General features: G+C 47.0%; 19 protein-coding genes. 8 read left to right on the forward strand and 11 right to left on the reverse strand.

From position 1 onward, the window contains the following. Positions 1–72 precede the first annotated feature (72 nt). Positions 73–2,712, forward strand: a complete 2,640-nt coding sequence (locus I5M27_RS05040; RefSeq protein ID WP_200505089.1) for a valine--tRNA ligase — start codon at positions 73–75, stop codon at positions 2,710–2,712. A gap of 299 nt (positions 2,713–3,011) precedes the next feature. Next, positions 3,012–3,911 carry an ACP S-malonyltransferase gene (gene fabD, locus I5M27_RS05045; protein WP_200505090.1) on the forward strand — a complete coding sequence of 300 codons (900 nt, stop codon included), beginning with the start codon at positions 3,012–3,014 and terminating at the stop codon, positions 3,909–3,911. A 91-nt stretch (positions 3,912–4,002) separates the two neighbouring features. On the opposite strand, the gene folK is transcribed toward fabD, so the two are convergent. Next, complete coding sequence (folK, locus tag I5M27_RS05050) at positions 4,003–4,503, reverse strand: 2-amino-4-hydroxy-6-hydroxymethyldihydropteridine diphosphokinase (RefSeq protein ID WP_200505091.1); 501 nt, start codon at positions 4,501–4,503, stop codon at positions 4,003–4,005. Between the two features lie 2 nt (positions 4,504–4,505). Beyond that, positions 4,506–5,360, reverse strand: coding sequence for an alpha/beta hydrolase family protein (locus I5M27_RS05055; RefSeq protein WP_200505092.1), 855 nt, complete (start codon positions 5,358–5,360; stop codon positions 4,506–4,508). Positions 5,361–5,461: 101 nt separating this feature from the next. On the opposite strand from I5M27_RS05055, the gene I5M27_RS05060 reads away from it, so the two are divergent. After that, positions 5,462–6,442, forward strand: a complete 981-nt coding sequence (locus I5M27_RS05060) for a polyprenyl synthetase family protein (RefSeq protein WP_200505093.1) — start codon at positions 5,462–5,464, stop codon at positions 6,440–6,442. A 174-nt stretch (positions 6,443–6,616) separates the two neighbouring features. On the opposite strand, the gene I5M27_RS05065 is transcribed toward I5M27_RS05060, so the two are convergent. Both I5M27_RS05065 and I5M27_RS05070 read right to left on the reverse strand, forming a co-directional pair. Further along, positions 6,617–7,750, reverse strand: coding sequence for an acyltransferase family protein (locus tag I5M27_RS05065; RefSeq protein ID WP_200505094.1), 1,134 nt, complete (start codon positions 7,748–7,750; stop codon positions 6,617–6,619). Positions 7,751–7,805: 55 nt separating this feature from the next. Continuing rightward, positions 7,806–8,999 (reverse strand): acyltransferase family protein, encoded by a 1,194-nt coding sequence (locus I5M27_RS05070; RefSeq protein ID WP_317193555.1) that lies wholly within the window; start codon positions 8,997–8,999, stop codon positions 7,806–7,808. Positions 9,000–9,183: 184 nt separating this feature from the next. Between I5M27_RS05070 and I5M27_RS05075 the strand changes: the two genes are divergently transcribed. Further along, the gene (locus I5M27_RS05075; protein WP_200505096.1) at positions 9,184–11,460 is read left to right on the forward strand and encodes an aconitate hydratase; all 2,277 of its coding nucleotides are present in this window, start codon (positions 9,184–9,186) and stop codon (positions 11,458–11,460) included. A 485-nt stretch (positions 11,461–11,945) separates the two neighbouring features. Here the strand turns inward: I5M27_RS05075 and I5M27_RS05080 are convergent, their stop codons facing one another. Continuing rightward, on the reverse strand, positions 11,946–14,741 hold the full coding sequence (locus tag I5M27_RS05080) for a S8/S53 family peptidase (RefSeq protein ID WP_200505097.1): 2,796 nt from the start codon (positions 14,739–14,741) through the stop codon (positions 11,946–11,948). A 178-nt stretch (positions 14,742–14,919) separates the two neighbouring features. Between I5M27_RS05080 and paaN the strand changes: the two genes are divergently transcribed. Both paaN and I5M27_RS05090 read left to right on the forward strand, forming a co-directional pair. Next, positions 14,920–16,608, forward strand: coding sequence for a phenylacetic acid degradation protein PaaN (gene paaN, locus I5M27_RS05085; protein WP_317193556.1), 1,689 nt, complete (start codon positions 14,920–14,922; stop codon positions 16,606–16,608). Positions 16,609–16,727: 119 nt separating this feature from the next. Further along, entirely contained in the window at positions 16,728–17,414 is a 687-nt protein-coding gene (locus I5M27_RS05090; RefSeq protein WP_200505098.1) for an outer membrane beta-barrel protein, read from the forward strand. 92 nt (positions 17,415–17,506) lie between these two features. On the opposite strand, the gene I5M27_RS05095 is transcribed toward I5M27_RS05090, so the two are convergent. After that, the gene (locus tag I5M27_RS05095) at positions 17,507–17,818 is read right to left on the reverse strand and encodes a sll1863 family stress response protein (protein WP_200505099.1); all 312 of its coding nucleotides are present in this window, start codon (positions 17,816–17,818) and stop codon (positions 17,507–17,509) included. A 336-nt stretch (positions 17,819–18,154) separates the two neighbouring features. Here I5M27_RS05095 and I5M27_RS05100 point away from each other — a divergent pair, with 336 nt between their 5' ends. Continuing rightward, positions 18,155–18,592 (forward strand): response regulator, encoded by a 438-nt coding sequence (locus I5M27_RS05100; protein WP_200505100.1) that lies wholly within the window; start codon positions 18,155–18,157, stop codon positions 18,590–18,592. 78 nt (positions 18,593–18,670) lie between these two features. Here the strand turns inward: I5M27_RS05100 and I5M27_RS05105 are convergent, their stop codons facing one another. Genes I5M27_RS05105 through I5M27_RS05125 form a run of 5 tightly spaced genes read right to left on the reverse strand, consistent with a single transcriptional unit; the run spans position 18,671 to position 22,745 of the window. Then, complete coding sequence (locus tag I5M27_RS05105) at positions 18,671–20,014, reverse strand: sensor histidine kinase (protein ID WP_200505101.1); 1,344 nt, start codon at positions 20,012–20,014, stop codon at positions 18,671–18,673. 4 nt (positions 20,015–20,018) lie between these two features. Further along, the gene (locus tag I5M27_RS05110) at positions 20,019–21,071 is read right to left on the reverse strand and encodes an ATP-binding protein (protein WP_200505102.1); all 1,053 of its coding nucleotides are present in this window, start codon (positions 21,069–21,071) and stop codon (positions 20,019–20,021) included. Then, positions 21,061–21,474 (reverse strand): anti-sigma regulatory factor, encoded by a 414-nt coding sequence (locus I5M27_RS05115; protein WP_234462404.1) that lies wholly within the window; start codon positions 21,472–21,474, stop codon positions 21,061–21,063. The genes I5M27_RS05110 and I5M27_RS05115 overlap by 11 nt, the downstream gene beginning before the upstream one ends. Next, on the reverse strand, positions 21,458–21,868 hold the full coding sequence (locus I5M27_RS05120) for an STAS domain-containing protein (RefSeq protein WP_200505103.1): 411 nt from the start codon (positions 21,866–21,868) through the stop codon (positions 21,458–21,460). The genes I5M27_RS05115 and I5M27_RS05120 overlap by 17 nt, the downstream gene beginning before the upstream one ends. A 4-nt stretch (positions 21,869–21,872) precedes the next feature. After that, positions 21,873–22,745: an STAS domain-containing protein gene (locus I5M27_RS05125; RefSeq protein WP_200505104.1), complete on the reverse strand. Its 873-nt coding sequence runs from the start codon at positions 22,743–22,745 to the stop codon at positions 21,873–21,875. A 352-nt stretch (positions 22,746–23,097) separates the two neighbouring features. Here I5M27_RS05125 and I5M27_RS05130 point away from each other — a divergent pair, with 352 nt between their 5' ends. Then, complete coding sequence (locus I5M27_RS05130; RefSeq protein ID WP_200505105.1) at positions 23,098–23,649, forward strand: YceI family protein; 552 nt, start codon at positions 23,098–23,100, stop codon at positions 23,647–23,649. The last annotated feature ends 5 nt before the right edge of the window (positions 23,650–23,654 follow it).

Raw genomic sequence — 23,654 nt, forward strand, 5'->3', positions numbered from 1 at the left:
GGGCTGAATACGGAATATGAAGAGCATCATTTTCAGATCTTCAGATTTCCAAATCTTCAAATTGCAAAACAGATGTCGATAGCGAAAACCTATAACCCCAAAGAAACCGAAGAAAAGTGGTATAAAACCTGGATGGAAAACGGCTTTTTCCGTTCCAAACCCAATCCTCGCAAGCAGCCTTATACGGTGGTAATTCCGCCGCCCAACGTAACCGGCGTGCTGCACATGGGCCACATGCTCAACAACACCATTCAGGATATTCTTATTCGCCGCGCGCGCATGCAGGGCAAAGAAGCGTGCTGGGTTCCCGGCACTGACCATGCCTCCATTGCTACCGAAGCCCGCGTGGTGGCCATGCTCAAAGAAAAAGGCATCGCCAAAACCGACCTTACCCGCGAAGAATTTCTGGAATATGCCTGGGAATGGAAAGATAAGTATGGCGGAATCATCCTCGAGCAGCTCAAAAAACTCGGCGCTTCCTGCGATTGGGACCGCACCCGTTTCACCATGGAGCCGGATCTGACTGATGCCGTGATCAAGGTTTTCGTGGATCTGTACCGCAAAAATAAAGTGTACCGCGGCGTGCGCATGGTAAACTGGGACCCGATGGGCCTCACTGCCATTTCCGATGAAGAAGTAATTCCGAAGGAAACCGTAGCCAAAATGTATCATCTGCGCTATTTCCTCGAAGGACCTTCGCAGACCATGGGCTCCGATTATATTACCGTAGCCACGTCGCGCCCTGAAACCATTATGGCCGACGTTGCTGTAGCCGTAAACCCGAACGACGAACGCTACAAACACCTGATCGGCCGCAACGTAATGATCCCGTTGCTGAACCGCGCCATTCCAATTATTGCCGACGAATACGTAAGCGTGGATTTCGGAACGGGCTGTCTAAAAGTAACGCCGGCGCACGACTTAAATGACTACGAACTCGGGCAGCGCCATAGTTTGCCGGTGATCGATATTCTGAACGACAACGGAACGCTGAATGAAAAAGCCGTGCTGTACGTGGGGCAAGATCGTTTTGCGGCGCGCCGGAACATTGTAAAAGACCTGCAGGAAGCTGAATTACTGGCCGACGTAAAAGAATATCCGAGCATTCTGCAAACGTCCGAAAGAACCGGTGCCGTGATCGAACCGAAACTTTCGATGCAGTGGTGGGTGAAAATGGACGCCATGGCGAAACCAGCTTTGGACGCCGTAATGAACGACGATATTAAACTGCATCCGCCGAAATTCAAGAACATGTACCGCTCCTGGATGGAAAACGTGCGTGACTGGTGCATTTCGCGGCAGCTGTGGTGGGGACAACGCATTCCGGCATATTACCTGCCCGATGGCTCGTTTGTAGTGGCCGAAAACCTGCAGGAAGCCCTGGATATGGCGCGCACCCAAACCGAAAACCCGGACCTAACCGAAGCCGACCTGCGCCAGGATGAAGACGTGCTGGATACCTGGTTCTCGTCGTGGCTCTGGCCGATCTCGGTTTTCGATGGTTTCAAAGACCCGGACAACAAAGACATCAACTATTATTACCCGACCAACGACCTCGTAACTGCTCCTGAAATCCTGTTTTTCTGGGTGGCGCGCATGATCATGGCTGGTTACGAATACCGCAAAGAAATGCCGTTCAAAAACGTGTATTTAACCGGTATCGTACGCGATGCGCAGGGCCGTAAAATGTCGAAATCTTTAGGCAATTCTCCGGACCCGCTGGACCTGATCGAAAAATACGGTGCCGATGGCGTGCGTACGGGCATGCTTTACAGTTCGCCGGCGGGTAACGATTTGTTGTTCGATGAAAAGCTGTGCGAACAAGGCCGGAATTTCAGCAACAAGATCTGGAATGCGTTCCGCCTGATCAGCAGCTGGGAGATTAACAATGAACTGGAAAATCCAAACGAAACCGCCATTGCCTGGTTCGAAGCCAAATTCAACCTGGGTCTGAGCCAGATGGAAGAACACTTCGAGAAATTCCGGATGTCGGATGCGCTCATGACGGTTTACAAACTGGTTTGGGACGATTTCTGTTCGTCGTACCTCGAAATGATCAAGCCGGCCTACCAGCAACCGATCGATGCGGCTACGCTGAAAGCCACGCACCAGTTCATGGAAAATGTACTGAAAGTGCTGCACCCGTTCATGCCGTTCATTACCGAAGAGATTTGGCACGAACTGAAAGAACGCCCGATAAAAGACTGCTTAATTGTTGCACCGTGGCCGAAAGTGGGCAAAGTAGACGTAATTCTGCTCGAAAAAATGGACCGCGTGTTAGACGTAGTAGCTGGCATCCGCAACATTCGGAACCAGAAAAATATTCCGAATAATAAAGCCCTCCCATTGCACGTAAAAACGCAATCCGCGCATTATTACGAAGGTTTTGAAAGCATCATCACCAAACTGGCCAATCTGGAAGAAGTAAATTACAGCGAAAATTCCCTGGAAAATGCCATTAGTTTTGTAGAAGGTCCGGATGAATTTTTCGTGCCGATGGAAGGCAACATTGACCTGGCCGCCGAAAAAGAACGCCTCGAAAAAGAGCTCGAATACGCCAAAGGTTTCCTTGATGCGGTAAGCAAAAAACTGAGCAACGAACGCTTCGTGAACGGTGCCCCGGCCATTGTCCTGGAAAAAGAATACCAGAAAAAAGCCGACGCCGAAGCCAAGATCAAAGCCCTGGAGCAAAGTTTAGCCGCATTGGTTTAAATAACGGTATCATTTTCCGGCTGAAAACCCGAATCTACAAACCTCCCAGGTCTTTAAGACCTGGGAGGTTTTTTGTTTGAAAAACGCTATGGTTTTAGCCCAAAAAAGTCGTTAATTTCCGCTGGCGCAAGTGTCGCATTCAGCTGAATACTTGCGCCAGATGCATTAAAAACGCTATGGCTTTGGCCCGAAAACGTCAAAAGCTTTCAAATCTTCGTCGTTCACCAAAATCCATCCGGTTTTTCAGAATTATCGCGTAAATTCGGGCCGAAAACAGATACTGACATTAATTATTTTTTATGAAAGCATATATTTTTCCAGGCCAGGGTTCGCAGTTTGTGGGCATGGGCAAAGACCTTTACGATAATTTTTCGCAGGCAAAAGACATGTTCGAGCAAGCCAACGAAATTCTGGGTTTCCGCATCACCGACCTCATGTTCAGCGGCACCGACGAAGAACTGAAGCAAACCAAAGTTACCCAACCGGCCATTTTTCTGCATTCCGTAATCCAGGCTGCCGTTTTAGCTGATTTCAAACCTGATATGGTAGCCGGTCATTCCTTAGGCGAATTCTCCGCGTTGGTTGCCAATAAAGTGCTGAAGTTTGAAGATGCCTTGCGTTTGGTTTCGCAGCGCGCGCTGGCCATGCAGAAAGCATGCGAATTACAACCTTCTACCATGGCTGCGATCTTAGGCCTCGACGATGAAAAAGTGGTGGATATCTGCGCTTCTATTCCAAATGAAATTGTGGTAGCGGCAAATTTTAACTGTCCGGGCCAATTGGTAATTTCCGGCAGTATTAAAGGCGTGGAAATGGCCTGCGAACAAATGAAAGCCGCCGGAGCAAAACGCGCGTTGATCTTGCCGGTGGGCGGGGCCTTCCATTCACCGCTCATGAAAAGTGCGGAACAGGAGTTAGCCTTAGCCATCGAAAACACCGAATTCAACAAAGCCATATGCCCGGTTTACCAGAACGTAGATGCGCGTCCGCATATCGATTCGGAAGTAATTCAGGAAAACCTGGTAAAACAACTTACCGCCCCGGTTCTCTGGACCCAATCCGTTCAGCAAATGGTAGCCGACGGTGCTTCGTTGTTCATTGAATGCGGTCCGGGAAAAGTATTACAGGGCCTGGTGAAGAAAATCAATAAAGATTCTGAAGTGGCTTCGGCGGTGGTTCCGTCGCCGGCGGCTTCTTAAATAACGCTACCCTTTTAAGCTAAAAAAGTAAAGCCGCCCGGAAATTATTTCCGGGCGGCTTTTTATTGTTAAATACCGAAGAGGGGACAGTTTATAAATCCAGCTTCCCGTGATGATAAATATGCGCCTCCAGGGTATCTGGGCAAATCTGCAAAAGCTCCGAAACCGATTTATGCAACGTGGGATGTACCAGGTCGGGCGCAATTTCAGCTAACGGCAGCAACGTGAAGCGGCGCAAATGCAGCTGTGGGTGGGGCACGGCCAGGTTAGGCATGTTAACCAGAAGTTTCCCGAAGAAAAGGATGTCAATATCCAGTTCACGTGGTCCCCAATGTTCAGTTCTGACGCGCCCGGCCGCTTTTTCGATGTGGTGAATCTGCGCCAGCAATTGCTCGGGCAGGAGCGAGGTTTCCAGTTCCAGCACCTGGTTCAGAAAAGCCTGCTGTTCGGTATTTCCCCAGGCCGCCGTTTCGTAAACGGAAGAGAGGTTTTTGATCTCGCCGGCCGTTTTTTGCAGCGAAGTAATGGCCAGATTCAGAAAAGAAAGCCGGTCGCCGAGGTTGCTGCCTAAAAGTAAAAATGCGTTGTTCATGGCTAAAGTTTTTCGCGGAAAAAGGCTACCGTTTTTTGAGCTACTTTTTGCAGGTCAGCCGGTAGTTTCCGGGTGTTATACGGATGAAAACCACCAAAACTATGATCGGCATTTTCTACAATATATAATTCGGAACCGGGCTGTTTTGCGTGAAGCATTTGGGCGCAGGCCAAAGGCAGCACTTCGTCTTCGGAACCATGAATTATTAAAAGGGGCTGAGTAAGTTTACTGGCAGCCAGGCTTACGTTATAGCGGTCGCCGTGGGCTACGTAATCCTCGTAAAGCTGGTACTTTAGCGGCATTTGCACATTGGTGCGGCCATTCAGATTATACAATACGCCTTCGGCTTCCCATTTTTTCAGCACTTCTTCGCCCCAGCCCGGGTTCATGTCGCATACGCTGGCCCAGGTCGTTACGGCTTTTATTCGGGCATCTTCGGCAGCTTTTAACAACACCAGACCGCCGCCCCGGCTGTGCCCGATAATGCCAATGCTATCCGGATCAAGTTCTTCTTTAAAAAAGCAGTCGTCACTTTCCAGGTAATTCAAAAGCGTATCTACATCGGCCATTTCCAGTGAAAAATTATTATTGCCGAACGCTTCCAGGTCGTGCAGATCTTCGTCGTTTTCGGGGGAGGTGCCGTTGTGCGAGAAATTCAGCTTGATAAAAGCGAAACCCTGCGCCGCAAAAAAGTCCGCCACCAGGTTCCAGCATCCCCAGTCTTTAAAGCCTTTAAAGCCGTGCACGAAAATTATTACCGGTTTCGGCCGGGCATCGGCCAGGAAGCGGGCATCGGCGCTGTAGCGGCGGCCGTGCGAAGGGTGCAAAACCAGCGAATGTTTATGAAGCGGAGTCATAATAGTAGAATGTAGGTTGGAAATAAGAGAAATAATCCGGGTTTTACAAGTGCCCGTTTGGAATAAATACGGAACCGTGGTAATATTGTGCAACCAAGAAAATGAAGATCAGCTTAAACCAGATTCAGGCCCCGATTGCCGCCGAAATGGACCTGTTCGAGAAGAAATTCCGAAGTTCCATGCAAAGCCGCGTACTGTTGCTCGACAAGATCATGAGCTACATTGTGAAGCGCAAAGGCAAGCAGATGCGGCCGATGTTCGTTTTCTTCACCGCTAAAATGTGCCATCACGGCGAAATTACCGATGCTACTTATCGCGGCGCCGCTTTGATCGAACTTTTGCATACTGCCACCCTAGTGCACGACGATGTGGTAGACGATGCCAATTACCGCCGCGGGTTTTTCTCGGTAAATGCCCTCTGGAAAAATAAAATTGCCGTTCTGGTAGGCGATTACCTGCTTTCCAAAGGCCTCTTGCTTTCGCTGGAAAACAACGATTTCGATCTGCTGAAACTGGTAAGCAATGCCGTGCGCGAAATGAGCGAAGGCGAGCTGCTGCAGATCGAAAAAGCCCGTCGTCTGGATATTACCGAAGACGTTTATTTCGATATCATCCGTCAGAAAACCGCTTCGCTTATTGCTTCCTGCTGCGCGGTGGGCGCGGCTTCGGTAAATGCTACCCCGGATGTAATTGAAAAAGCGCGTTTGTTCGGCGAAAAAGTAGGCATAGCTTTCCAGATCAAAGACGATCTTTTCGACTACGGCACCGCTGAGATCGGCAAACCGGTTGGCATCGACATCAAGGAAAAGAAGATGACTTTGCCGCTGATCTATGCCCTGCAAAATACCGACTGGCTTACCAAACGCAAAATGATCTACCTGGTAAAAAACAACGAAGGTAAAAACGACCGTGTGCAGCAGGTAATTGCGTTCGTAAAAAGCAGCGGCGGCCTTAATTACGCCATCGAGCGCATGAACCAGTTCCACTGCGAAGCCCTGGAAATCCTGCACACCTTCGAGCCATCGCCTTCCCGCACCTCTTTAGAACAACTCCTGGCTTACACCATCGAGCGCGAAAAGTAGATTTAAAGTCCTGCTTTTTTTGGTTTAAATGCATACCGTTTTTTACGGTTGAAACGCGATGTTTTTGCTTTTAAAACTTAAAAGTAAAACAGTAAAAGCAAGTCGGGCCGGTACCTTTATTCACATCAAAATTCTGTAAAATTCTCAAATCTGCATCATCTGCGTTCAGAAACGCTATGCTTTTTGCTTTAAAAAGTCGGGCTGCTGCATTTTTTTCTTTAATTCCCGGACATCGAATTTTCTTCTGATGTATTGGTTTACCGGCTCTTCGAATAAATAGTATATGCCAACTGAACAGGCTACCAGGAAAAAGAAAGCGGAAATGCGGCTGGCATGAACATGAAAGTAAAATGCTTCGAAAAACCAGCCGAAGTGAATCAGGTAAAACGCGTACGAACTTTTACCAAGAACTTGAAAGATTCTGGAACTGAGGATTTTACTGAAAACTGTTTGTTCCGAAATCAACCCGAAAAACCAAAGCGTGATAGCTAACGGAAATATAAAATTGTTGATGAGCAAAAAAGGTGAAAACGGAAATTCAAAAGTAAACTGCAGGTCAATTGCGTAGCCAATTACAACCAGGCCGGCAATTATTCCCAGGCTGACCAGCCAGGTAAAAACGCTGCCTTTTCTTTCGCGTTGTTCCCCTGATTTTATAAAGTGCGCTAACTTATAACCGCAGAAAAATTCAAACCCCCGCCCAAAGATCGACCAGCCCAGCATCAGATCATAATTACTTAAAAACGAATCTGAACCGGCTTGTTTGGCAATTAATACGAGCAGGCACCCGGAAGCAATCAATAAAACAACGGTACTTACGCCAATTTTCCGGAAACTCCAGAAAAGCAGCGGCGCCAGAAAATAAAAGCTTTCTTCCACCGTCAGCGACCAGCCCTGTAGAATGCCGGTATACTTTTCTTCCTCGAAAAAAGCTTTAAGCAAACTCAGGTTCAGAAACCACTGCCAGCCCGAATCATTCTGCTGCCAGAGCAACATAAACACCGAAAGCACGAGGTAAAGCGGGTAGATGCGGGCGAAGCGCCGGAGCATGTAGCTGCCAAACGCTATGGTTTTTTCTTTTAAAAGTGCTTCGTAGCGGTGCGCAATTAAAAAGCCGCTCAGCACAAAAAAGATGGTTACACCCGCGCCGCCGCCGGCAATTAATTTCTCCAGCATTTTCGGCAAACTTCCTTCCGGCAACCGCACGTGGTGCGCATAAACCAAATAAGCCGCCAAGGCCCGCACACCGGTCAGGGCCGGAAAATAGGCGGTATACTGTGGCTTACTAAATGCTGGGGCGGAATTCAAAACGGTGGGTTTATTTGCTTATAAAGTAAAATATAGCTTTCAGAATCTTAAAACGCTATGCTTTCTGCCTTAAAAAGTCAGGTTGCTGCTTTATTTTTTTGCGCAATTCCCGGGCATCGAGTTTCCTGCGGATGTATTGGTTTACCGGTTCTTCGAAAAGTAAAAAAATAGCTACCGCCGCTGCGCCGATTAGCAGGAATGAAAAGAACTTGTTGGTGGTAATATTGAAATAGATGAATTTGTAAAATACGCCGGCATGAATGAGGTAAAAAGCATAAGAACTTTTGCCAAAAACCTGTACCGGTTTTAAACTCAGAAACCGGCTGAAAAAGGTTTTTTCGGTAACCAGTCCATAAAACAGAAGGGCTATGCCAATGGGCAAAACAAAGTTGTTGGCCAGGTTCTCGGGCGTGGCCGGAAACGGGAACGTAAATTTCCGGGTATGAGCATAGGCAACCAGGCTAAAAGCCGCCAGGGCAGCTAAAACTCCGGTTACTGTAAAAAAGCTGCCTTTCTTGTCCATATCGGGGTTATGCTTCAGATAAACGGCAAGCCGGTAGCCACAGTAAAATTCGAAACATCGGCCAAAAAAAGTATACTCCATCATGAAAGGGAAATTATTCATGAAAGATAAACCGCCACCTTGCTGCGATAGCATTACTAAACCGATACCAATCAATAAAACTAAAAATACCGCCACGATCCTGAGTTTCCGGAAACCCAGGAAAAGCAAGGGCGCAGAAAAGTAAAAAACTTCTTCCACCGTGATAGACCAGGCCTGCGCGATCCCGGTGAATTTTTCAGCGTCGAAGAAGCTTTTCAGTAAGGTCAGGTTCAAAAACCATTCCCACGCCGAATCGTTCTTTTGCCAGATCAGCACAATAATGATCAGGGTCAGGTAAAGCGGGTAAATGCGGGCGAACCGCAGTAGCATATATTTGCTGAACCTGATGGTACCATTCTGGAAGGCCGTTTCATACCGATAGGTGATCAGAAAACCGCTGAGCACAAAAAAAGCTGGTAAAGCAACGTGAAACGTATACAATATCAGATCAAGAATTTCGGGTAGCTGCCCGGCTTTGGGCCGGTAGTGTTGCGCAAAGATCATGCAAGCCGCCACCGCCCTTACGCCCGTAAGTGCCGGAAAATAGCCAGCAGGCTGGTTAATAGAAGTATTTACCGGGGAAACCAAATGAAAAAAGGAAAGCCTGTATAACCAGCAATTTAACAGAAAGCCGTGGCATTTCAACCTTTTTCTGTTTTGGTGGTTAAAAAGGGTAGCGTTTTAAAGCGAAAAAGTGCAACAAGCCCCAGCTTAATTAGAATGGTTTTAAACAGCCTTTCCTAATAATTAAATTTTTGCTTATAAAAGCACATATTCCTTACATTTGCAAGAAAGATAGAAAATTAACTATAAACCCGAATATACAAAAATGGCATTCGATTTAGACATGATCAAGGCGGTTTACGCCGGCATGGGCGACAAGATCGCAGCGGCACGCACCATAGTAGGTCGTCCGCTTACCATGACTGAGAAAATTTTATACGCGCATTTATACGATGGCAAAGCCACGCAAGCCTTCGAAAGAGGAAATTCTTACGTAGATTTTGCTCCGGACCGCGTTGCCATGCAGGATGCTACTGCCCAGATGGCGCTTTTGCAGTTCATGCAGGCCGGTAAAGCCAAAGTTGCCGTTCCATCTACTGTTCACTGCGATCACTTAATTCAGGCTAAAATCGGTGCCGAGCAGGATCTTCAGATCGCAAACACCGAAAACAAAGAAGTTTACGATTTCCTGGCTTCGGTTTCTAACAAATACGGTATCGGTTTCTGGAAACCAGGTGCCGGCATTATTCACCAGGTTGTGTTGGAAAATTACGCATTCCCGGGTGGTATGATGATCGGAACCGACTCACACACGCCAAATGCCGGTGGTCTGGGTATGGTTGCCATTGGTGTTGGCGGTGCCGATGCGGTAGACGTAATGGCCGGTATGGCCTGGGAGCTGAAATTCCCGAAAGTAATTGGCGTGAAACTGACCGGCAAAATGAGCGGCTGGACTTCTGCCAAAGACGTAATTCTGAAAGTGGCTGGTATCTTAACTGTAAAAGGTGGAACCGGTGCGATCGTTGAATATTTCGGCGAAGGCGCTAACAATCTTTCTTGTACCGGTAAAGCTACGATCTGCAACATGGGTGCTGAAATTGGGGCTACTACTTCCCTGTTCGCCTACGACGCTAAAATGAAAGATTATCTGAACGGAACCGAGCGCGCTGAAATTGCTGCTTTAGCCGATCAGGTAGCCGAACATTTACGTGCCGACGATGAAGTGTATGCCAACCCGGCTTCTTTCTACGATCAACTGATTGAGATCGACCTGAATACCCTGGAGCCGCACGTAAACGGCCCGTTCACGCCGGATGCTGCCTGGCCGATTTCTGAATTCGCAGCTGCGGTTCGTGCCCACGAATGGCCGGCTAAACTGGAAGTAGGTCTGATCGGATCGTGCACCAACTCTTCTTACGAAGACATTACCCGCGCCGCTTCTATTGCCAAACAAGCCACCGACAAAGGTTTGACTGTAAATGCTGAATTTACGGTTACGCCGGGTTCTGAGCTGGTTCGTTACACTGTAGAGCGCGATGGTTTACTAGATACATTTGCGGAAATGGGTGGCGTAGTTTTAGCCAACGCCTGCGGTCCGTGCATCGGCCAGTGGGCCCGCCACACCGACGATCCGAAACGCAAAAACTCCATCATCACTTCTTTCAACCGGAACTTCGCCAAGCGTAACGACGGTAACCCGAACACGCACGCGTTTGTGGCTTCACCGGAAATTGTAACGGCGTTTGCCATTGCCGGCGACCTTACTTTCAACCCGCTTACCGATACGCTGAAAAACAAAAACGGCGAAGACGTAATGCTGGACGAACCACAAGGCGTGGAAATGCCGGTAAAAGGTTTTGCCGTAGAAGATGCCGGTTTCGTAGCGCCGGCCGCCGACGGCAGCCAGGTAAGCGTGATCGTAGATCCGGCTTCTGACCGCCTGCAATTACTGGAAGGTTTTACTCCATGGAACGGCCAGGACCTGACCGGTATGCGTCTGCTTATTAAAGCGCAGGGTAAATGTACCACCGACCATATTTCTATGGCTGGCCCGTGGTTGAAATACCGTGGTCACCTGGATAATATTTCCAACAACATGCTCATCGGCGCGATCAACGCATTCAACGGTGAAGCAAACAAAGTTAAAAACCAGCTGGTAAGCGGCACGCCGCATGCAGAAGTTCCGCAGGTAGCCCGTACTTACAAAGCAGCCGGCATCGGTTCGGTAGTAGTGGGCGACGAAAACTACGGCGAAGGTTCTTCCAGAGAGCACGCGGCTATGGAGCCTCGTTTCCTGGGCGTTCGTGCCGTTCTGGTAAAATCGTTTGCCCGTATTCACGAAACCAACCTGAAAAAGCAAGGTATGCTCGCGCTTACGTTTGCCAACAAGGAAGATTACGAAAAGATCCAGGAAGACGACATCATCGACATTGTTGGTTTAACTACTTTCCAGCCGGGCAAACCGCTGAAAGTTGTTTTGCACCACGCCGATGGCTCATCTGATTCTTTCGATGTGAACCACACCTACAACGAAGGTCAGATCGCCTGGTTCAAAGCCGGTTCTGCCCTGAACCTGATCCGTTTGCAAAACGCGAAAGCATAAGCAAAACGGTATGCTTTTTAACGAAAAAACCTGGCTGGAAACGGTCAGGTTTTTTTATTTTAAGGGTTTTTGATTGGAGCGTAATCCATATAAAAACGCTATGTTTTTCAATTCAAAAACTCAGAAGGCATACCATGTCGCCAGTTTAGGCGCAGCCGCAACTTGTGACGGAAATTAAAAGCCGGTTTTTAACTGGCGGAAGCACCAGGCCTCTTCAATACGACTTTTCTCTGGCTAAACCCTACCGTTTTTATAGATGCTGGTTTATTTGCCCTTCGGGCAAGATCAGTTACAAACTGACCAGAAATTTATCCACAAGTTACGGCTGCGCCTAAACCTGCGGGATATGCGTTTTATTCTGCGATTCTGAAATTCCGGATACAGTATAAACGCTATGCTTTTAGCTGCTAAAACGTTGAAAATTTCAATAAAAAAGCGCAACCGGTTCAGGTTGCGCTTTTCGTTTAGATCAATTCAGTTAAGTATTACCGGACGATCTGAATTTTCTGAGTCTGCACCATCCCGTTATTCCGCACTCTCAGTACATATAAGCCTGGGGCCAGCTGAGAAACATTTAAAGTAGCTCTGGTTCCGGCTTTTATAGTTTTAAAAGCTACCGATTTTCCAACCATGTTTAGCAGTTCCAGGTGCGTATTCGTTTTAGAAAATTGCTTTGGCAACTCCAGATGCAGCAGTTCAGATGCCGGGTTCGGATAAACGCTGATCGGCTGGGTTGCCAGGCCTGGTTTTATGCCCGTATTGGGTTTGGCATAATATTGCAATTGCGCTGCTTGTGCGCTGGCCTGCAGATCGGCCAGGCTATCGCCGGCCAGAATTGCCAGGGCGATAATGGCGGTATCAGTTGGTGCTAGGTCTGGTAATTTTGCCCCGATCACGTACGAAACATCATTCCCGAAAGCCAGGGAACCTGCCGTTTTGCGGGCCACGCCGCCTGCCAGTGCCTGATATTTTTCGGCGTTGGTAAAGCCGTTCGAAATATCGATGGTGCCGGCCGGCGGCGTGTTAAATTCAAACGCATAAAACGACGGTGCGCCGGGGGTAATCAGTTTCATGCCGGCAAAATGGGTGTTTTTGGTGGTGTGGCGTACGTAACCCATTTTGTGCACCGAGTCCCAGGCGGCTACGTTGCGTGCGGCATCAATAACATCCCAATCGGCATACATGCCGGCGTACAGGTTTTGCAAGGTATCGGTGCCCGGGTTTATTACCTGGTATTCCAGGATCACGAATTTATCATTCGGAGCATTTTGCCAGGCCATTCCTTTGTAAAAAACTTTCACGCCTACGTTGTTTACGCGTTGCGGAAAAGAATCCTGCATCATGCCTTCTGCCATCATGTCGGCCCGGGGCAGCGCATTTACAAAATGCACGTTGTTCAGCGAATAAAAATCGCCGTCCGGGTCGAAAGCCTCATTCCGGACATTGTCGGAAACCTTGGTAGGAGAGGAGCCGACCATAAAACCGCCTTCGGCCAGCAGGTTCTGTAGTTTATATCGCACGCCTTCACCTTGTTCCGGGTTCATATCATTATACCCAATATTGCCGCGGCTGGTAATCGTAACGTCCACTTCATTCACGTCTATGGTTACAAAATCCGGATTCAGGAACATTTCAAAATATTCGGAATCTGTAAAAGTGCCATCGGTATATTCGAAACGGATCGCAATTTTTTCGTTTACCGGCGTATTAGCAGCCAGCACAAAACTGAAAGGAATGGCAGTGGTTTTAGTACTCAACGTGGCCATGGCGCCGGCCGGGAAACTTCCCTGCAAAACCGTTACGTGCGGCGAAGCAGCGCTGACCACAACATTCAGGTTGGCAAGCGGGGCCAGGTAATTTTTAAAATCTACCGTTAAATACAAGGTATCGCCGGGATGAAGCACACCTTTTTTATTGGGGTTGATCTGAGTGTAGCGTACCGCTTTGGCATTGGTGGTACTCAGGGCTTTGGCAACATCTAACAGGCCGTGGCCTAATTGTCCGGCCGCACTGGCATTGCCGGGTAAATTGTAAATGCCGGCATTGGCCGTTGCGCGGATCTGTTCGGCTATTTGCTGGGCGTTAAACTGCGGAAATTTTTTCTTCACCAACGCCGCCGTTCCAGCTACCATCGGGCAGGCATACGACGAACCGTTTCCCTGGGCATAGGCGCTGTCGTGGCTGTTGGTAGTGGTAATGATTCCAAATCCGGGCGCCACTACGTCTACTCTATGCCCATAAGTCAGGCCTTTAACATTCTGCTGGTCGGTGGTGCCTACAGAAATTACATTTTTATAAGAAGCCGGGTAGAAATCGAGTTTGGCGCTGGTGTTTCCGGCAGCAGCTACCACCACCCGGTTTTTATTGATCGCAGCATAATTCACCACGTCCTGTTCGTAAAGCGAAGCCGGGTAAAACCCGCCCCACGAAAGGTTGATCACATCGCAACCGTGGTCGGCGGCAAAAACAATGGCTTCGTAACCGGCAAAGGTTCCGGTGGCCGTGCTCGGATAAATTTTTAAGGGCAGGAACTTGCTTTTAAAACCAACTCCTGCCACGCCCTTGTTATTCTGTGTAATAGCCGAAGCCACACCGGTTACCCCTACACCGTGCCCGTTCAGGTTCGCGGTCGCATCATTGTCGTTATCGGCCAGGTCCCAGCCCCGGAAATTGTCTACGTAGCCGTCGTTGTCGTTATCAATCCCATCTACCGGGTCGGCATAATTGTATTTCAGGTTGCCTTGCAGGTCTTTGTGCGAATACCGGATGCCCGTGTCCAGGATCCCGATCACAATGGCAGTATCGCCTTGTTCAAAATCCCAGCCGCGGTAAGCCCGGATATTTTTTAAATGGTATTGCGTATTAGCGGCGGTAGAATCGGCGAGCGGGTCGTTGCTCTGGAAAAGCGGCTCCAGAGCATTTAATTTTTCGACATAAGCCAGTACCCCGGTTTTCAGCAGTATTTTCATAGCGTTTTCCAGCGAAGCATTTTTATCCAGTTTCACTTCGTAGAGCAGCGTCAGATCTACGGCTTCCGGTTTATCAGAAAGAGTAGCTTTCGGGAATTTCTGATGGAGGCCGCCGGCTTTTATGGTGGCCAGGGCCTGGGTTAAAGCGGGCAACTGAATGGTATTTCCTTTGGCAAAGGCTTTATATTCGGGCTTCAGCTTGAAAACCAGTTTGCCGGGAATGGATTTAACCGCCGCCGGACTTTGGGCCTGGGCTGTATAATTGCTTAAAAACGGGAGCAATAACAGTAGTAAAAAGTAAAAACGGTGCATATAAACGGAATTGAAAGATCGGTTTGGTAAAAGTTTAATATCAGTTGTATAAATAAAGATCGGTAAAAATCCGGGAAGAGGTGGTAAGTTTAATACTAATGCCTTAAATTTAGGTTTCAGAATTCCTATTCTGAAGCAAGTTAGTAATTAAATTGCTTAACAACATCCGAAATCATTTTTGTCCTTCTATAGCAACATGACCAACCTGAAAGAAAAACACCAGTCTGCGCTCGATTCGGCCGTGAAGGCTTTGCACGAACGTAAATTCTTTACCTTATACCCGGAAAATCCATCGCCGGAAATTTACGGTGAAACTGCCGACAAAGAGGGCCGCGATAAATACAAAACCTACCTGAACAACAATTTTGCAGAGTTGCTGCAGGAGAATCCGGAGCAATGGGTTGGCCAGGAAGAGTCGCCGTATACCCAGGAAAAGCTGGGCGTAAAATATCCATACTTTTCACCTGAAACCCTGATCGACCGCGCTGAAAAGGCGTTCCACCAGTGGCGTAAAGTTTCCCCAGCCGACCGGGCTGCCGTTTTGGTAGAATCGCTGGAGCGCCTGAAAAACCGTTTCTTCGATATTGCTTACGCTACCATGCACACCACCGGCCAGGCGTACATGATGTCTTTCCAGGCATCGGGCCCGCACGCCGCCGACCGCGCGCTGGAAGCCATTGCGGCCGGTTTCGAAGAGCAAACCCGTTTCCCGAACCAGACCGAGTGGGAAAAACCAATGGGTAAATACAACCTGAAACTGAACAAGATCTGGGTAGCCGTTCCGAAAGGAATTTCCCTGGTAATTGGCTGCTCTACGTTTCCGACCTGGAACACCGTGCCGGGCATGTATGCCAGCCTGGTAACCGGGAACCCGGTGATCATCAAGCCGCACCCGAAAGCGGTTCTGCCAATTGCCATTGTGATTGCGGAAGTGCAGAAAGTGCTGCAGGAAAACGGGTTCGATCCGAATATCTGCCAGTTAGCCGTAGATGCGGAAGATCATTTAATTACCAAAGACCTGGCCGAAAACCCGAAAGTAAAACTGATCGATTATACCGGCGGAACTACCTTTGGTAACTACGTGGAAGGCCTGCCAGGCAAAACGGTTTTCACCGAAAAAGCCGGCGTAAACTCTATCATTCTGGATTCCATGACCGACCTGGATAAAGTAGCCCAGAACCTGGCTTTCTCCGTGACTTTATATTCAGGCCAGATGTGCACTGCGCCGCAGAACTTCTTCGTGCCGGAAACCGGCGTAGTTGTGAACGGCGAAAAAGTGCCTTATGAAACGGTAGCGCAGAAACTTGCCGAAGCCGTAACCGGCCTGGTAAATAACCCGAAAGCCGGTCCGCACGTTTTGGGCGCCATTCAGAACGTAGCCACTTCGGACCGGGTGAAAGATATGGCAGCCATGAAAGGTAAAAGTGTGCTCGATTCCTGCCAGATCCAGAACCCGATGTTCCACGAGGCGCGCACCTGCAGCCCGGTTATTTACGAAGTGAACGCCGAAGACAAGGAAGTGTACAGCAAAGAACTTTTCGGCCCGATCGTGCTGCTGATCAAAACCAAAAACACCGACGAAAGCATTAAACTGGCCAAAGAAATGGCCATGGAGCACGGCGCCATTTCCTGCGGCGCTTACACCACCAATCCGGAGATGAAAGAAAAGATCATGGACGAAATGAGCCTGGCCGGAACCCCGGTGAGCTTCAATTTAACCGGCGGCATTTACGTAAACCAAAATGCCGGTTTCTCCGATTTTCACGTAACGGGCGGTAACCCGGCCGGTAACGCTTCTTTCACCAATCCTGAATTCGTGATCAAGCGCTTTACCTGGGTAGGTTTCCGGGAGCCGGTTGTAGGCTAGTTTTTTGCCCGAAAACGATACCGTTTTTAACAGAAAAACCGCCCCAAAATTCCTCGGGGCGGTTTTTTTGTTTGGATTCTATTGATAACAATGGTAAATAGAGTTGTAATAATAAACCTATGAAAAGAATCTTGTTTATCACTCTTTGTATGCTTTGCAATTTTAAGGCAATGGCGCAGGTGAAATTTGGATTTGAATTAAACGCCTATTCTTCAACTTTTAGAAATATTTCTTCCGATTCCATTGTTCCTTGGGGCTATTCCGGAGCAAAAGTTACCCAGTCGCCTGCTAATGCTTTGGCTCCTGCTTTGATATTGCGAAAGGATGTTGGGAAGAGATTCAGTTTGGAAACGGGTTTAGGATATTGGAGTAATAAATATAAATTAAACCTTCAGGCCTATAATAGATGGTACAAGGCTACAGTAGATTCTACTCTCAATATTTCCTTAAAATATATTCAGGTTCCAGTTTTGGTTAATTATGAAATTCCAATGAAAGGAATTTTAAGTTTCGTTTTTACCGGTGGAATCAATACTAAAATACTCATTCACCAGCAGGATAATTATCAGGATATTATTTTTGAAAAGGTAGGTTTAGGCTCCTTCAATAAATATAAACGGGTTGTTTTAGCCCCTTCAATTTCTTTTGCAGGAAAATGGCAGTTTAATAATACAAATAGCTTAGAGTTAGGCGTGTTTGCAACCAGAGATGTTACGCCCTTTACTGGAAAACATTGGGGATTTTACCAAAATCTCTATCCGGCAAGAATTCTGCAAACCGGCATTCAGCTAAAATATTTCTTATAAATTTTGAAGAAAAACGGTATCGTTTTTAACAGAAAAACCCGGCCTTCTTTTCAGAAAGCCGGGTTTTTATTTATCAAGCAACAACAACAATTTTACATCTTCCCACCGGCAATCAAACCGCGCAGGTCTTCGCCCAGGTTATCGATCTTTTTCTTTATTTCATCCCAGGCACTTTGCGTTTTGGTTTCCGGCGAATCGAGTTTTTCGGCAATTAAGGCGCGTTTGGCTTCCAAAGCTGAAATATGTTCGTGGTAGGTATGGTTCGAGTCTGCAGTGGTGGCATGCACCTTTGCTTTCAGGGTTTTGATCTTATTGTCGAGTTCTTCCAGGCTTTTCTTAATTTCGGTTTCAGACAAATGGGCCGGAGCACGCATGTTTTCGGGTTTCAGGTTGTAAGTATCCATTGCGGTTGGGGTTTAGTTTTTAGCGCCAGAACGATACCGTTTTGGCTTTAAGTTTTTAATACTGCCTTTAGCCCGAAAAAGATTTGCCGGCCAATAACTAAAATTGTGGTTATTCCAGATTCCAGGCGGCTATATTACCATCATGGCAGTTTTAAAATAGATGCCAGGCCTCTAAAGAGTATTAATTGTAAAAACAAAATTTTGATAGAGCGGATCGTAAAAGGTATCTTTGTGTTTTGTACCAATATTTTATAAATCGGGCCGCATTTCTATATCGTATAAAAATTATAAGAAACGGGTTTAGAATTGTTAAGAGATATTGAAAGTAAACGCTACATGAGCAAAGCAATTAAACCACTGAAATTAATATTACTGGTTGACGACGACGATACCACGAATTTTGTGAATACGCGCCTTTTAACCAATATGAATATTGCTGAAGAAATTAAGGCAGTTCGAAACGGCAAAGAAGCGATCGAGTTTTTGAAAAAAGCTTGCTCCGAAAATCCGGAAGCCGGTTTTGTATGTCCTGATCTGATCTTCCTCGATATTAAAATGCCGGTAATGGATGGTTTTACCTTCCTGGAAAAATATAAAGAAGAAGGCCTGGATAAAATGGAGCACGTAATTATTATGATGCTTACTTCATCGGCCAGCTTTTATGACCTGGAAAAACTGAAATCGTACGATACGGTAAAAAAACACATTTCCAAATCCCTCACCGAAGCTTCGGTAAACGAGATCCTGAAACAGCATTTCGGTCAGAAAGCGTAAAAAAAAGAAAACGCTATCAGATCAATAAAAAAACTGCAGCTTTCGGGTTGCAGTTTTTTTTATTAAAATTTTTAAGGTTTAGTCAGCAGTTACAATTTCCCTTGCCGGCCAGTTGAAAACAAACCTCGATCCGCGCCCTTCCGATTGTACCCAAACCTTTCCGCCTTTTTCCAGGGTAATTTTTTTGATAATAGATAACCCTAAACCCATATTGGCGGAACCGCCGGAATTACTGATCGTTTCGAACTGGTTAAAAATACGATCCTGATCAGCGGCAGAAATCCCGGGTCCGTCGTCAGTAACAGAAAAGGTTAAAAATTCAGGATCAGCTTCGCAATTTATCCAGATATTTCCGCCCGGCTGGTCGTGGTGTTTAATGGCATTATTTATCAGGTTGTTAAATATCTGGCGCAGGAAAATTTCTTCGGTAAGTAAAACCGGCATATTTTCCTGGATATGAATTTGAAAACCATCGGGCACATTCAGGAAAGAAGTTACCTCGTAAAGCAGGTTTTCCACGTTTACAGTTTTCTTTGGTAAAGTGTTTTTCCCGGAAAGCGAATACGATAAAATGTCCAGGATCAGGTTGTCCATCCGGTTCGTTTGGTCCATGATCATATTCAGCACCGGCTGGGCTTCATCCAGGTTGCCTGTTTTCAGGTAGGCATCTATCACCATAGCCAGGCCTTTAATGTTCTGTAGCGGAGATCTTAGATCGTGCGAAACAATGTGAGCGAAAGCATCCAGTTCATGATTTTTTCGCTGCAAAAGTTCTGTTTGAGCTTCCCGTTCTGCCAGCAGGTTCGAAATATCTTCGTGCGATGAAAGCAGTTCCAGATTCAGGCGTTTGATCTCTTGCAGCTGGTTTTCCGTTTCCAGATTTTTAACCCGCAATTCTTCCAGAAGCTCGATCAGTTGCATGTTCTGATTTTTCATTTCCGCGTACGGCGAAACAGAGCTTTCCCGCGAAAAATCGGCCACCCAGTTATCGATCACCGTTTTGGTAATAATAGGGTGGGAGGCCGGAATTCTTTTCCGGAGTTTAACCCGCGTTCCTTTTTCGCTCTCGGTATCTATCTGAAAATCGTCTGCCAGGATCCGGGAATTTATAATGCCGTTGCCGCGACCCGTTACCGAAACTTTCTGATCTAAATAATAATCTAAATTGCCAATGCCCCGCCCACGGTCGGTAATATATGCTTCCAGGTATAAAATGCCGTTTTCGTCGGTAATACTGAACTGAATGGAACCTTCGCCCACATATTCAATCACGTTGCGGCAAATCTCGGAAACGGCAGTGGCAAATTTTGTCTGGTTGGGTAAAGCAATGCCGCACCGCTCAGAAAGCTGCATGGCGCGTTTGTAAGCCAGCACTACATCCAGCTCATTCCCGATCGTTATTTTAGTAATACTTCGTTGCATGGTTCTAACTTTTAGCTTTTGCAACAATTACCAGCACATCGTCGGTACCGCGGTTGAAATCCCGGTAAATTATGGCGGCAATCAGGCTGGGGTCGTGGCGGTGCAGGTCAGGGTATTTTGTTACATCCCAGCGCGATTTTATGCCGTCGGAATGCAGAACCAAAAGCTGGCCCATCTGAATTTCGGTACGCAGGTCGTGCATCGTATTCGGAATATTATGCCCCAGGGTACCATTATACGAAACCAGGTTTTTAAGTACACTTACCGTTTTCTGACCGTTGGAGCCAAAGATTTTACCGTTTATATTTCCGATACCACAAAAATCCAATTCCCCGGTTGCTTTATGAATATTGCAAACTGCACCCACCGCGCCCCTGGTCCGGCGGATATCGGCGTGTATTTGCCTTAAAGCATTGCTGGGCGAATCAATTAAGTTTTGTTTAAAGCTTTTTATGGCTTCGGTAGAAGCTGCATTGGCATCCGGACCATGACCTAAACCATCAAATGCTACAATGTAAGTATTCGTTTCGGTCTGAGCCATTTCCCAGCCGTCGCCGCATACAGTTTCACCGTTTTTGGCTACCATAATTGCACCAACTTCCAGCTTTTCCGGTTTTGGAATGGGTTTGCTTAAAAATGGCGAATCTACTACCTGTTTAAAGATCCGCGATAATAATACGGTACCGCTTTCCGGCAAGGTATAATAATCGAAAAAGGCAGATTGCCTTATTATGGCGCCTAACCCCTGCCCGGCCGTACCGTGGGTAGAAACGCCATCTTCCATCATGCGTTCCGGGTCAACCATGCCCGGCCCGTAATCTATGCTGATAATTTCGATGCCCGAGAGATCATCTCCAACTGGTTTTACCAGCACCTCGCCGCCGGCTGATGTGTGCTTTACCAGGTTCGAAACCATTTCCGAAACCACGATATTTATTTTCCCGATCTCGTTTTCGCTGAAGCCGTAATTTTCAGCCAGTTTGGTAATATCGCGTTTTACCAGGTTCAGGTAACTGCGGTCGGCAATAATAAAGCGTTGATGTTGTTTAACGTCCATTCTTCCAGTGGGTGATGGTAACTGTAGTTCCTTCGCCCGGTACGCTTTTAATATCGAATTCGTTTACAAGTCTTTTGGTGCCGGGAAGCCCCAGGCCTAAACTGCGGCCCGTAGAAAATCCATCCTTCATGGCGAGCTGAATATCTTTAATGCCTGGCCCTTTATCTTCGAAAGTAAGTCTTACTCCGGAAATACCGTTTTTACTGATAATCTCCAGCGTCACAATTCCTCCGTTGGCGTATTTCAGCATGTTTCGCACCAGCTCGCTGGCAGCCGTAATCAGCTTGGTCTGGTTTACCAGGCTCATACCAATTTTGGTCGCATATTCTTTAACCCGGCTCCGGAAGGGTACAACGTCCTGCTCCCGGATAATTCCCATGGAATCCTTAGAGATTACGATCATCTTCGTCGGCTTCCTCCTCCTCGTTATTTAACAGGTTTAGTCCGATCTTTTTCTGAAGAAGTTCCATTCCTTTTTCTACGTCCAGCGCAGTATAAACGCCTTGCAGTGTAAGCCCCAGTTCTACAAGGGTTATTGCCACGGCGGGTTGCATGCCAACCACTACGGTTTCGGCATCCATAATACGGGACATGGAGGCAATATTTCCCAATATGCGACCCATAAAGGAATCGACGATGCTAACGGCGGAGATATCGATCAATACGCCTCTGGCCTCCGTTTTACTTACCATGGTTATTAAGTCGTTCTCTAAGTTCAGCGCGAGCCGGTCGTAAAGATCTACCTGAATGGTTACCAGTAAAAAAGGGCCCATTTTAAGAATAGGAATTCTATCCATATACCTACTTCAACAATATATTTGATCTTCTGTCTACTTTTTTAACTTCCACGTTCATCATATCGAAAGCTACGCGTAAGGCACTGGCCAGCGAAGCTTTGGTTTTGATATTGGAAAGGTCGATGCCTAAATGAACGATGGTTTGAGCAATTTCTGCCCTGATTCCGCTAATGATACATTCAGCACCCATTAAACGGGTGGCACTCACGGTTTTAATTAAGTGCTGCGCTACCAGCGAATCTACTGCCGGTACGCCGGAAATATCCAGAATGGCAATGCTGCTGTTCGTAGCTACAATTTCCTGCAACAGGTTTTCCATCACGATCTGGGTACGGGCACTGTCCAGGGTACCAATGATCGGTAACGCCAGAATTCCTTCCCATACGCGGATTACCGGGGTAGAGATTTCGTTTATTTCGTCGGTCTGGCGCAGAATAATTTCTTCACGGCCTTTCAGGAAAGCTTCGAACGTGAAAATGCTTAAGGCATCGAGAATATTATTTACAGCAATTATTTCTTTGTACAGGCTTTCCGGCTCTTTTTTATATTCTTTTTCAATCGCATCGAAAAGGCTTTGTTTCAGGCTTAAAACGAACGAGGCAGTTTCGCGCGGCGAATAACCTCTGCGGGCCCGCATTACCGATATTTCGCCAAGCACATCCCGGATCGGGTCAAATTCGCGGGAAGAAGCATGCAGCGTTTCGCCGGTTTCCATTGCCCTGATAAGTGCATCGAGCAGTAGAACTGACTGTGCATGAAGTTCTTCATTGTTCATCAGATCATCACGAAGACCTTCATCGGTTAACTGGAACTTCATCCAGTTTTCCAGGATCTGGATTTTATTTTTTTTAACGGCCTGCGCTGTTGCTTTTTTCATATTACTGTGGTATGTTAATTAAGCTTCAAAAGTGGTTTTATAGTCAAATAACTTCAACCTTACGTTCATCTGCGGTTTTAAAGGTAAGCATTTAAACTTGATCCTGAAATTGAGTAGGGATGAATATTGATTGTTTTCCGGAATCGGAATGCAGCAACCGGTTTTGTGATTCAGAAATTTCATATCAATACCCGTAGGCAGAGGTAAAAAATAAAAACGCTATGGTTTCCGGGCAAAAAACTGCTCAGGAAAATCCGGGAAACATGGATAAAAAAATTATTGTTTTTTGTTATCTTTACAAGTAGCGAAATCAGGGTTCATCATTGCTGCCGCTAATTTAACAAAGATATTCATGCCGTTTATATTAATACTTTTCGCCTTGCTTTTGCCGTTCCGGTTGCCGGCGCCGCAGCAAACTTTATTCGTGGCCAAAACTGGCAACATCCAGTTTAAATCGGAAGCCCCGCTGGAACTCATCGAAGCGCGTTCGGCCAAAATGAAAGGCGTGATCAACACAGCCGAGCAGACCTTTGCTTTTTCGGTGCCCAATAATACTTTCGAAGGTTTTAACAGTGCCTTGCAGCGTGAACATTTTAACGAGAATTACATGGAAAGCAATAAATTTCCGAACTCGTCTTTTACCGGGAAAATTATTGAATCCATCGATTTTTCTGTTGACGGCACGCACACCGTTCGCGCGAAAGGCAAATTGCTGGTGCACGGCGTAGAACAGGAGCGCATTATTAAAGCTACGCTACAGATCAAAAAAGGCGTTATTTCGGTTTCCTCTAACTTCACCGTGCCGCTGGCCGATCACAACATTACCATTCCAAAAATTGTGTACCAGAAAATTGCCGAAGAAATTCAGGTAGATCTTAACGCCGTACTGCAACCGCAATCTTAAACTTC

Origin of the sequence: Adhaeribacter terrigena (assembly GCF_016623615.1) — a bacterium.
In the GTDB taxonomy this organism is placed as follows: domain Bacteria; phylum Bacteroidota; class Bacteroidia; order Cytophagales; family Hymenobacteraceae; genus Adhaeribacter_A; species Adhaeribacter_A terrigena.